The sequence below is a fragment of the Segeticoccus rhizosphaerae genome (assembly GCF_009192725.1).
In the GTDB taxonomy this organism is placed as follows: Bacteria; Actinomycetota; Actinomycetes; order Actinomycetales; family Dermatophilaceae; genus Segeticoccus; species Segeticoccus rhizosphaerae.
Genome location: NZ_VOHR01000108.1, coordinates 1 through 11,099, shown reverse-complemented (window position 1 = coordinate 11,099; position 11,099 = coordinate 1). Strand labels below are relative to the sequence as shown.

11 protein-coding genes and 1 pseudogene are annotated in these 11,099 nt (G+C 72.2%); 11 read left to right on the top strand and 1 reads right to left on the bottom strand.

The features are described 5' to 3' along the window. From FRW57_RS10620 to FRW57_RS10610, 3 genes and pseudogenes are all read left to right on the top strand, one after another. A pseudogene (locus FRW57_RS10620) lies at nucleotides 1–581 on the top strand (tetratricopeptide repeat protein); the annotation flags it as partial. Between the two features lie 122 nt (nucleotides 582–703). Further along, nucleotides 704–1,090, top strand: a complete 387-nt coding sequence (locus FRW57_RS10615) for a single-stranded DNA-binding protein (protein ID WP_152185974.1) — start codon at nucleotides 704–706, stop codon at nucleotides 1,088–1,090. Then, nucleotides 1,087–2,205: an HAD-IIA family hydrolase gene (locus tag FRW57_RS10610; RefSeq protein ID WP_152185973.1), complete on the top strand. Its 1,119-nt coding sequence runs from the start codon at nucleotides 1,087–1,089 to the stop codon at nucleotides 2,203–2,205. The genes FRW57_RS10615 and FRW57_RS10610 overlap by 4 nt, the downstream gene beginning before the upstream one ends. Nucleotides 2,206–2,307: 102 nt before the next feature. Here the strand turns inward: FRW57_RS10610 and FRW57_RS24775 are convergent, their stop codons facing one another. Beyond that, nucleotides 2,308–3,114, bottom strand: coding sequence for a hypothetical protein (locus FRW57_RS24775; RefSeq protein ID WP_137121001.1), 807 nt, complete (start codon nucleotides 3,112–3,114; stop codon nucleotides 2,308–2,310). Between FRW57_RS24775 and FRW57_RS10600 the strand changes: the two genes are divergently transcribed. The 8 genes from FRW57_RS10600 to FRW57_RS10565 all read left to right on the top strand — a co-directional run. Further along, the gene (locus FRW57_RS10600) at nucleotides 3,106–3,513 is read left to right on the top strand and encodes a hypothetical protein (protein ID WP_137121002.1); all 408 of its coding nucleotides are present in this window, start codon (nucleotides 3,106–3,108) and stop codon (nucleotides 3,511–3,513) included. The two genes, FRW57_RS24775 and FRW57_RS10600, sit on opposite strands and share 9 nt — an antisense overlap. Nucleotides 3,514–3,537: 24 nt before the next feature. Then, on the top strand, nucleotides 3,538–4,353 hold the full coding sequence (locus tag FRW57_RS10595) for a TlyA family RNA methyltransferase (RefSeq protein WP_137121003.1): 816 nt from the start codon (nucleotides 3,538–3,540) through the stop codon (nucleotides 4,351–4,353). 124 nt (nucleotides 4,354–4,477) lie between these two features. Then, a complete protein-coding gene (locus tag FRW57_RS10590) occupies nucleotides 4,478–5,431 on the top strand; it encodes an NAD kinase (protein ID WP_137121004.1) in 954 nt (317 codons plus the stop codon). Nucleotides 5,432–5,440: 9 nt separating this feature from the next. Beyond that, nucleotides 5,441–7,195 (top strand): DNA repair protein RecN, encoded by a 1,755-nt coding sequence (recN, locus tag FRW57_RS10585; RefSeq protein ID WP_137121005.1) that lies wholly within the window; start codon nucleotides 5,441–5,443, stop codon nucleotides 7,193–7,195. A gap of 74 nt (nucleotides 7,196–7,269) precedes the next feature. Continuing rightward, nucleotides 7,270–8,457: a putative cytokinetic ring protein SteA gene (gene steA, locus FRW57_RS10580; RefSeq protein WP_137121006.1), complete on the top strand. Its 1,188-nt coding sequence runs from the start codon at nucleotides 7,270–7,272 to the stop codon at nucleotides 8,455–8,457. After that, the gene (locus FRW57_RS10575; RefSeq protein WP_162308157.1) at nucleotides 8,454–9,428 is read left to right on the top strand and encodes a copper transporter; all 975 of its coding nucleotides are present in this window, start codon (nucleotides 8,454–8,456) and stop codon (nucleotides 9,426–9,428) included. The genes steA and FRW57_RS10575 overlap by 4 nt, the downstream gene beginning before the upstream one ends. Beyond that, on the top strand, nucleotides 9,425–10,315 hold the full coding sequence (locus tag FRW57_RS10570; RefSeq protein ID WP_137121008.1) for a hypothetical protein: 891 nt from the start codon (nucleotides 9,425–9,427) through the stop codon (nucleotides 10,313–10,315). The genes FRW57_RS10575 and FRW57_RS10570 overlap by 4 nt, the downstream gene beginning before the upstream one ends. Further along, the coding region (locus tag FRW57_RS10565) for a lipid II flippase MurJ (protein WP_275263135.1) at nucleotides 10,312–11,099 on the top strand (788 nt) is incomplete at its 3' end. The genes FRW57_RS10570 and FRW57_RS10565, both read left to right, overlap by 4 nt.

Here is an 11,099-nt window from a genome sequence, read left to right as displayed (position 1 = left end):
AGGCCCATGCCGAAACCGCGGTGCGGCGCGCCGGCCGGGTGCCGGCGGCGCGCGAGGCGCTGGGTCTGGTCGCCTACCACCAGGGTCAGTGGGCGCGCGCGTTGAGCGAGTTCCGGACCGCGCGTCGTCTGTCCGGCTCGTCGCACCTGTTGCCCTACATGGTCGACTGCGAGCGAGGGCTGGGCCGTCCCGAGCGTGCGCTCGACCTCGCCGCCTCGCCCGAGGCGCGCAACCTCGCGACGGAGGACCGGGTGGAACTGGCCATCGTCGTGTCCGGCGTGCGCCTCGACCTCGGCCAGGGCGACGCGGCCGTCGTGGGCCTGCAGATCCCGGAGCTGACCGGGGCCACCGGCCACCCCTGGTGGGCGCGGCTCGCCTACGCCTATGCGCAAGCACTGCTGGCCACCGGGCAGGAAGCGAAGGCTCGCGAGTGGTTCGGGAGGGCGGCGTCAGCCGACGTCGAGGGGCAGACGGACGCCGAGGAGCGTCTCGGCGAGCTGGACGGTGTCGTGCTCACGGATCTACTGGAGGGCGAGGACGGGGACCAGCCGACGACTGGAGACGACGGTTTGCAACAGTGATGTCCACAGGTGTCGGGACGCTCGTGCGTCTGTCCACACCTGCGTCTGCCCTCCTGTGCGCGGGGCGCCTCGGCGGACAGCCTGGAGATTCGGACGGGTCCTGACTGGAGGGGATGGCGCGGATGGGCATCACACAGACGACACACACCAACGAGGTGCTGCTGGCGGGGCGAGTCAGCGGAGAAGTGGCGGAACGGACTCTGCCGAGCGGCGACCTCGTGGTGCAGTTGCGCCTGGTCGTCCCACGTGGTGACCAGCCTGCCCGGGGAAACGGAAGCTGTCGCGCCACCGTCGACACCATTGACGTCGCGTGCTGGTCGTCCGCCCTGCGTCGCAAGGCTCTCCGGCTCCGCGAAGGGATGGAAGTCGAGGTGCGCGGGGCCCTGCGCCGACGCTTCTGGAGGGCGGGCGGCGGGCCGGTGAGTCGCTACGAGGTGGAGGCACGCGCGTTGAGGCGGCAGCACCCCGCTGTCAGCCCGGTCGACCAGCAGCAGACAATGAGCGGATGACCGGACCCGAGGACCAACCGCTTCTGGACCGTTTCGACGCCGTGATCTGCGACCTCGACGGGGTGGTCTACCGCGGTGCCGCGGCGGTGGACGGTGCGGCGGAGGCGTTGCGCGGCGTGCGAGCCGAGAACAAGGGCATCGCCTACGCGACGAACAACGCGTCCCGTCCCCCGGGCGTGGTTGCGGAGCAACTGAGGGGCTTCGGTCTGGAGCTGTCCGATCACGAGGTGGTGACCAGCGCACAGGCCGGCGCGCGAGCCATGCTCGACCGGCTCGCACCGGGAGCTGCCGTGCTGGCAGTCGGAGGCCCGGGCGTGGCGCTGGCGCTGGCGGAGGTGGGACTGCGACCGGTGCTGGCCAGCGCGGCCGAGGCGGCCGCAGGAGCTGGATCGAAGTCGCAGCGAGACGCAGCGGGGGGGTCCCGGATCGAAGGGGTTCTGCAAGGCTTCGGCACCGAGGTCGCATGGTCAGATCTGGCGGAGGCGACCTACGCCATCGTGGACGGGGCGGTCTGGATCGCCACCAACGCGGATGCCACCTTGCCGACCGAGCGCGGCACGGCGCCGGGCAACGGCACGCTGGTCGCGGCGGTCGCCCGGGCGAGCGGTGCAGAGCCCTTCGTCGTGGGGAAGCCGCACGCCCCCCTCTACGAACTTGCGACGGCGGTGCTGGGGAGCTCCGCTGAGCGCACCCTCGCGGTCGGCGACCGGATCGACACCGACATCGCCGGGGCGCACGCGGCGGGACTCCCGGCGCTTCTCGTGCTGACCGGGGTCGACGGTCCGGCCGAGCTGGCGGTGGCCGAACGAGGAAAGCGGCCGAGATTCGTGGCGACCGATCTGTCCGCCCTGCACCGGCCCTACCTCGAGCCGGTGAAGCGCGAGGAGACGGCCTGGTCGTGTGGTGCGGCGCTGGTGCGTGTCTCCCCGGTCGACCCGGCCGGGGTGGAGGTGCTCGAGGACGGAGACCCCGGTGAAGTGGTGCGGGCCGCGCTCGCCGCCGTCTGGAAGGGGCTCGACGAGGGGCGGCTGGACCGCGAGCAGGCGCGGCGGCTCCTGACGTCGCTCGAGAAGCCACCGGCGAGGGATCGACCCGTCGAGGGAGCGAGCGGGTAGCGCGCGGGGAAGGTAGCGTGAGCCCTGACCGGGTCGGCGTCGGCTACGCGGACCAGCAGCATACAGGTGGAGGAATCTGATGGCATTCGAATCGGTGCGTGGCTATGTCCAGCTGGCCACGGGTCTGGGGGACCTGACTCGAGCCCGGGCGACCGAGGCGGCCCAGGGGCTGCTGTCGCTGCCGAACGCCGCGTCCGGCGGCGCCCCCGCGAGGGTGGCCGGCCAGGTCAGTTCCCTCGCCGACGAGCTGTTGGCGGCCGCCACCACCAACCGCGAGAACCTGCTCACGCTGGTGCGTTCCGAGATCGATGCTGCCGTGCTCCGTCTCGGACTGGCACGAGCGAGCGAGCTGGAGGCGGCCCAGGAGCGAATCTCGGTGTTGCGCTCCCAAGTGGCCGAGCTGCGTGCCGCCGCTGCCTTCGCCGCCGCCGAGCAGGCGCGTGGCGGCGAACCGACCGCTGCACCCGAAGCGGAGCCGTCCCCTGCCACGACGGCGCCGGAGAGGACCGCGGCGAAGTCCTCCACAGCCCGGCAAGGCGCCAGGTCGATCGCGGCAAAGCCGACGACGGCCAAGCCGACGACGGCCAAGCCGACGACGGCCAAGTCGAGGGCCGCGAAGAACGCCGCGGCGAAGTCGGCCTCGGCGAGGAGCGCCGCCAAGCCGGCGACGGCGAAGAATGCTGCCACGAGGTCGGTGACTGCGAAGAAGTCCGCAGCCAAGTCAACCACGACGAAGGCGACCACGGCGAAGGCGACCACGGCGAAGAAGACCACGGCGAAGAAGAGCGCTGCCCAGAAGACAGCCGCGAGGAAGACGGCCGCCGGCACGTCGGGCAGGGCACGGAAGTCGGCGCAGGCTGGCCGGCGCAGGGCCGCGTCCACCCGCAAGAGGAGCTGACGATGAGTCACGACGAGCAACGGGACGAGGAGCAGCTTCCGGACCAGTCAGATCGCTCGGCTCAAGCAGTGACCACGCCGCAGTCCGAGGACCCGCAAGCCCCCTCGGGAGGGCCCAGCGACGACGACACCCAACAGGGTCAGGGACACGTTGAGGTTGAGGCTTCCGGCCCGTCGGCCGGGTTGTCCGGCCAAGGGCTGCAGCAGCCTCCCGCGGATGCCTCCACCGTGAGCGAGCATGCCATCGTGCTCGACCGCCCGACGCTCGAGTCGACGGGGGACCAGGTGGTCGACGCGGTGCTCGAACAGTTCGACCGGGTCACAGGTCAGCCCCTGGTGACGCAGATCGAGGCTGCCGAAAGGGTCCAGGAGACGCTGCAGTCGAGGCTGTCCGACCTCGGCGACGGCTGACTGCCGCCGCAACCTACGGTTGTCATGCCCCCACGAAGCCGCCTCGACGTGGCGCTGGTGCGTCGCGGCTTCGCCAGGTCGCGGGGCCAGGCGCGGGAGATGATCACCGCGGGCACGGTCTGGGTCCGTGGTGCTGCCGTCACCAAGCCCGCGCACCAGGTGACCGACGAAGACACCGTGACGCTGTCGGAGGAGCCGGAGCGCTGGGTGGGCCGTGCGGCATACAAGCTGCTCGCGGCCCTGACCGAGTTCGGTCCCTCCGGGCTGGAGGCGCACGGACGTCAGTGCCTGGACGTGGGTGCTTCGACGGGCGGCTTCACCCAGGTGCTCTTGGCCCACGGCGCGGCGCACGTCGTGGCCCTCGACGTGGGGCACGACCAGCTCGCTGCGTCGGTGGCCGGCGATCCCAGGGTCACCGAACGCTCGGGTCTCAACGTGCGTGACGTGACCGCCACCGAGATCGGCGGGCCGTTCGAGCTGGTGGTCGCCGACCTCAGCTTCATCTCGCTACGGACCGTGCTGCCCAACCTGGCGCAACTCACCGAGACCGACGGCGACCTGGTCACGTTGGTGAAGCCGCAGTTCGAGGTGGGGCGCGAGCGCCTCGACAAGAGGGGCGTCGTGAAGTCGACCGACCAGCGCCGTCGCGCGCTGCTCGACGTCATCGCGGCGGCGGGGGAGGAGGACCTCCTGCCGCGGGGCCTGTGCCGGAGCCCGATCACCGGGGGCAGCGGCAACCAGGAGTACCTGCTGTGGCTCAGCCGCGCCCGGGAAGGCATGATGAGTGAGCCGGAGACGACGCTGCGCGTCGACACCCTCACCCAGGAGGACCAGCCGTGACCGCAACCCACGAAGCCACTCCAGGAGGTTCTCCGCTCGCAGGCTCGGAGCGATACCCGGCGGCGACCCCGGCCTGCGACGTTTCGTGGAAACCCGGGCCTCCGACACTTCGCGGGGGCCCCGCTTGACCCGCCGGATCCTGCTGGTCACCCACCCGGGCCGGCTCGAGGCGCGGCACCTGGCCGGTCAGGTCGCCGAGCGCCTCCACCAGGAGGGCATCGAGATCGCAGTGCTGCCCGACGAGGCCAAGGAGCTCGACCTCACCGACAGCCCCAACGTGGCGATGGCCGATCCGGCGGCCGTCGCGGCCGGCTGCGAGCTGGTCTGCGTGCTGGGCGGTGACGGCACCATCCTGCGGGGCGCCGAGATCTCGCGCGGCAACGGCGCACCGCTGCTCGGGGTGAACCTCGGACACGTCGGGTTTCTCGCTGAGGCCGAACGAGAGGACCTTTCGGCCACCGTCGAGCACATCGTCCGCCGTGACTACCGGGTCGAGGAACGGATGACCCTGGAGGTGTGCGCCACCCACGGGGGCCAGCTCATCTCGACCGGCTGGGCCCTCAACGAGGCGTCGGTGGAGAAGGCCTCGCGCGAGCGGATGCTCGAGCTCACCGTCGAGATCGATGGGCGACCGCTGTCCACCTGGGGCTGCGACGGTGTGGTGATGGCGACGCCGACCGGCTCCACGGCATACGCCTTCTCCGCCGGTGGCCCCGTGGTCTGGCCCGACGTCGAAGCCATGCTGCTCGTGCCGATCTCCGCCCACGCGCTGTTCGCCCGGCCGCTCGTGCTCGGTCCCCGCTCGAGGCTCGCCGTCGAGGTGCTGGCCGACACCGAGGGTAGCGGGGTGCTCTGGTGCGACGGTCGGAGGGCCGTCGACCTGCCGCCGGGCGCCCGTATCGAGGTGAGCCGCAGCGACAAGCCGGTCCGACTCGCTCGGCTGGCCTCGTCCTCCTTCACCGACCGACTCGTCGCCAAGTTCGACCTGTCCGTCTCCGGGTGGAGGGGCAGCGGGCGCAGCGAGCCGAGAGCGGTGGAGGGTGCGCGCCCTGCCCGTCCAGACGGTGGCCGGCCGTAGGCTGCCTGCGTGCTGCGCGAGATCCGGATCCAGAACCTCGGTGTCATCGACGACGCCGTGCTCGAGCTGTCCGAGGGTCTCAACGTCGTCAGCGGTGAGACGGGAGCCGGCAAGACCATGGTCGTGTCCGGCCTTGGGCTCCTGCTCGGCGACCGCGCCGACGCGGGCCGGGTCCGCGACGGGGCCAGTCAGGCGGTGGTCGAGGGCTTCGTCGACATCCCCACCGACCATCCCGCCGCGGTCCGCGCCGCCGAAGCAGGTGGCGACGTCGAGGACGGGTTGATCCTGGTGCGGTCGGTGTCACGACAAGGACGCTCCCGGGCCCACGTCGGTGGGCGATCGGCTCCCGTCGGCGTGCTGGCAGAGCTGGGGGAGCTCCTCGTCGCCGTGCACGGGCAGGCCGACCAGTGGCGCCTGCGCAGGCCGGAGCAGCACCGGGTCGTGCTCGACCGCTTCGCCGGCGAGTCGGTCGGCGGACCGCTGCGGCGCTACACCGAGCTGTATGCCGAACTGCAGGACGTGCGCGCAGAGGTGCAGCGGCTGCGCGAGCTCGAGCGGGACCGCGCCCGACAGGTGGATGTGCTGCGGACCGGGCTCGAGGAGATCGAGGCGGTGGACCCTCAGCCGGGAGAGGACGACGACCTCCGAAGAGAGTCAGAGCGGCTGGCCCACGCCGACGGCTTGCGGGTGGCGGCGGGGGAGGCCCACCTGCTGGTCATGGGCGGTGACGACGCCCTGGCCGCGGCGGACGAGGCGGGTGGGAGCGTCGCTGACCTGCTGGGCCGGGCCCGCGCAGCCCTCGCACCCGTCGTCGGCCACGACCCGCAGCTCGCCGAGCTCGACCGGCGGCTGCAGGAGACCACGTATGCCGTGACCGACGTGGGAGGCGACCTCGCGGCCTACCAGGCAGACCTCGACGTGGACCCGGCCCGGCTGGCCTGGGTGGGCGAGCGTCGAGCCGCCCTCGGTGGCCTGCTGCGCAAGTACGGCGAGTCGGTCGCCGAGGTCCTGGCCTGGGGCGAGGACGCGGCGAAGCGCCTGACCGAGCTGGAGGGGGTCGACGACCGCCTCGACGAGCTGCAGCAGCGGTGGGCAGTCGTGCGGGCCGAGCTGGCCGCCGTCGGCACGGAGCTCAGTGCGGCCCGGACGGAGGCGGCAGGGCGGTTCGCCGAGCGGGTCGGTGACGAGCTGGCACACCTGGCGATGGGGAATTCCCGAATCGAGGTGGCCGTCCGGCAACACGACGATCCCGACTCCGACCAGGCCCTGGAGACCGCCGACGGGCGACGACTGCGCTGTGGCCCCTCGGGGCTGGACGACGTCGAGATCCTGCTCGCGGCGGGCTCCGGGTCGCCGCCCCGTGGCGTGGCCAAGGCCGCCTCCGGAGGCGAGCTCTCGCGCCTGATGCTGGCGTTGGAGCTGGTCACGGCCAGCGGGGACGTGCCGACCTTCGTCTTCGACGAGGTCGATGCCGGGGTCGGAGGAGCCGCGGCCCTCGAGGTGGGGTCCCGCCTCGCCGCGCTCGCGCGCACCTCCCAGGTCGTCGTGGTCACCCACCTCGCCCAGGTGGCGGCATTCGCCGACCGGCACCTGGTGGTGAGCAAGACCGACGACGGGCACGTCACGGCGAGCGGGGTCGCTCCGGTCGAGGGGGAGGACCGGGTCCGTGAGCTGGCCAGGATGCTGGGCGGGGTCGCCGACTCCGCCGCCGCACTCGAGCACGCCCGCGAGCTGCTGCAGGACTCGGTCGGCCCGAAGGCCTGACAGGGGCGCATGACCGGGCGCGGAGCCGTGGCGTCACGCCCGGAAACCTGCAGGTCATGGCACGATAGCGGTCGATGAAACTCACCCTGCACGGGTGGCGCGAACGCCACGCCGTCGCGCCCTCTCTGGGCGGGACCATTCGGGTCGACGCCCGCACCAAGGACCTCACCAAGCGGCTTCATCATGGCGACATCGCGATCATCAACCATGAGGACATCGACCAGGTCAGCGCCCAGGCGCTGCTGGCCTGCCAACCGGTCGCGGTGATCAACGCCGCTGCGTCGACGAGCGGGCGCTACCCCAACCTCGGCCCGGAGATCCTCGTGGAGGGCGGGGTCATCCTCATCGACCGGGTCGGTGACGAGGTCATGTCCGTCGTGCGGGAGGGACAGAACGGGCGGGTCGAGGACGGTCAGCTGCTGGTCCGTGACGAGGTGGTGGCCACGGGGATCCGACTCACCCTCGAGGACATCCACCGCGCCATGGCCGACGCGAGGGCGGGACTCGCGGTGCAGCTCGAGGCGTTCGCCTCCAACACGATGGCCTACCTCCAGCAGGAGCGGGAGCTGCTCCTGGACGGCGTGGGCCTGCCCGAGGTGCGCACCGCCATCGAGGGCCGGCACGCGCTGGTGGTGGTCCGCGGCTACCACTACAAGGACGACCTGCAGACACTGCGCCCCTACATCCGGGAGTACCGGCCGGTGCTCATCGGGGTGGACGGCGGGGCCGACGCCCTGGCCGAGGCCGGGCACAAGCCCGACCTCATCGTCGGCGACATGGACTCGGTCTCCGACGCCACCCTCACCTGCGGTGCCGAGGTCGTCGTGCATGCCTATCGCGACGGCCGTGCGCCCGGGCTCGAACGGGTCGAGGCGCTCGGGGTCGAGGCACCGGTGATCTTCCCCGCGACCGGCACCAGCGAGGACATCGCCATGCTGCTGGCCGACGGAAAGGGTGCCGTGGTGATCGTCGCCGTCGGCACGCACGCCACCCTGGTGGAGTTCCTGGACAAGGGACGGGCCGGTATGGCGAGCACCTTCCTGACCCGGTTGCGCGTCGGCGGCAAGCTCGTCGACGCGAAAGGCGTGAGCCGCCTCTACCGTTCGCGGGTCTCGACGCTGTCCCTGGTCATGCTCGTCATCGCCGGACTGCTAGCGTTGACAGTCGCACTGGCCTCCACTTCGGCGGGCACGGCCATGCTCCAGCTCCTGGCCGCCCGCTGGGATGACCTCTGGTCATGGATCGTGGGGATCTTCAGATGATCGACTTCCGCTACCACGTCGTCTCGATCGTCGCCGTCTTCATCGCGCTGGCGGTGGGTATCGTCCTCGGCGCTGGCCCCCTCAAGGAGGACATCGGCAGCACGCTGACCGCCCAGGTGACCCAGCTGCGAGCCGACAAGAGCGCGCTGCGTGACCAGCTCAAGGAGAGCCAGGACGGGGTCTCCTCGCGTGACACGTATGCCGGGCTGGTCGCCCCCGCCGTCATCGCCGGCCAGCTGCCCGACCGTGAGGTCGCGCTCGTCGTCCTGCCCGACGCCGACGCCGGACTGGTCAAGCGGACCACGCACTCGCTCAGCGAAGCCGGAGCCAAGGTGGTCGGCACCATCTCGGTCAGCGACAAGTGGACCGACCCGGACGAGGCCACGGCCCGGACCCAGGCGGTGACCCCGTTGGCGCAGCTCGTGGGAGTCGAGCCCTCGGTGACGAGCGCCGGCGAGCTGCCGTCGCTCGTCCTCAGCAGGGCCATCTTCGGCGCCCCGGAGGGCGCCAAGGGCGGGTCCGTCGGCCGCGACACGTCGAACGGGCGGAGCAGGGTGCTGCAGGGTCTGGACAAGGCGGGGCTGATCTCGCTCCAGCCGGGCACCGGCGAGGCAGCCACCTCCGTGGTCGTCGTCGCCGGACCGCTGGCCGAGGACGAGACGTTGCGCAACACCGAGGCCGAGAGCTACCTGAAACTGCTGGCGACGTTCGGGGGCGGCGACCGCCCGGCCCTGCTGGTGTCCGGTCACGAGCCGGGCCAGAGCGTGGCCGTGGCGAGTCCACTCGTGACCACGGTCCGGGCGGACCCCAAGCTGACCTCGGTGGTCTCGACGGTGGACGACGGCAACCTCAGCATGGGGCAGGGCACCCTGGTGCTGGCGCTGCACGGTGAGTACGACGACGCGAACGGGCACTACGGGCTGGCCGGTGACGCGAGCGCCGTCGCTCCCGAGATCCCGGCGAACCAGTGACCCCGGCAGCGTCGGTGCTGTCCGGAGCCGTCTCCGCGGTGCTGGTGGGCGCCGTGTCGGCCCTGTCGACCGGGGCCGCGTCGGTCGTGCTGCGTCGCGGGTGCCCCGGTGACACCGCCCGGTGGGACCGCACGAACCACCGGGGTGATCGGGTCACCTTGCTCGAGGGACCCTCCTTCGTGGCCGGCAGTGTCGCCGCGGCTGCGCTCTCCGGTCTCTCCAGCCGGCGACGGGGCGACGGTGCGAGCACGGCGGCCGGCGCGGTGGCGGTGCTCGCGGCGGGGTCCCTCGGCGCGTGGGACGATCTGCGCGGCGACGACGCGAGCAAAGGTCTGCGCGGTCACCTCAGCGCGCTGCGCCAGGGCCGTCTGACCACCGGGTCGGTGAAGATCATCGGTCTGGCCGTCTCCGGACTGGTGTCCTCCTGGCTGGTCGAGCGGGGGGCGGTCCGGTCCTCGGCACACTCCGGCGCCGCCCGTGCAGCGGCCACCGTGGCGGGCGGCGGAGTCGTGGCCGGCACCGCGAACGTGGTCAACCTGTTCGACCTGAGGCCAGGTCGCGCCCTCAAGGTGGTGCTCGCGACGGCCCTGCCGTTGGCGCCCGGGCAGGGCGGACGCAGTGCCGCCATTGCCAGCGGCGCTGCCCTCGCGCTGCTTCCCGAGGACCTGGCCGGCAGGTCGATGCTCGGCGACACCGGAGCCAACGGCGCCGGCGCGCTGCTGGGCACGGCGATCCTGGAGCGCACCGGGCTGCGCGGCAGGCTCGTGGCGCTCGGTCTCCTCACCGCGCTCACACTGGCCTCCGAGAAGGTGAGCTTCACCCGGGTCATCGAGTCCACGCCGGTCCTGCGCGAGCTGGACGCGCTCGGTCGGTCCACACCGGGGTGAGCCCCACCACGCGCCGCCTCGGCAGCGGCCTGCTGGCCGCCGCCGGGCTGCTCGCGATCACCACCCTGCTCGCGCGAGTGATCGGGTTCGGCCGCTGGCTGGTCTTCTCCGGCAGCGTCGGGACGACCTGCGTCGGAGAGGTCTACCAGAGCGCCAACGTGCTGCCCAACGTGCTCTACGAGGTCGCCGCGGGCGGTGCCCTCGCGGCCGTCGCCGTGCCCCTCATCGCCGGGCAGCTCGGGCGCGGTGACGAGGCCGCTGCAGACCGCGCAGCCTCCGCCATGCTCACCTGGGCGGTGGCGGTCCTGGTGCCGCTCGCGGTGCTGCTCGCCGTGCTCGCGCACCCGATCAGCAACGTGCTGCTCGGCAACAACGGATGCGCCGAAGGTGTCGACAGTGCCTCGGTCGAGCTGGGTGCCACGATGCTGGTCGTCTTCGCACCCCAGGTCGTCCTCTACGGCGTCGGCATCGTCCTCGCCGGCATCCTGCAGGCCCACCGCCGGTTCTTCGCGGTGGCGATCGCGCCGCTGCTCTCCAGTGTGGTGGTCATCGCCACCTACCTGCTCTACGCGCATCTGGCGGGTGCCGACGGAGGCGACCCGACAACGCTGTCGGGCACCGCGGCATACACACTGGCCGGAGGCACCACCCTCGGCGTCGTCGTGCTCAGCCTGCCGCTGCTGGTGCCGGTGTGGCGCACCGGGATCCGGCTGCGGCCTACCTTCGGGTTCCCGCCCGGACTTGCCCGCCGCGCGGGGGCGCTGCCGGATCCCGGTGCGCCACA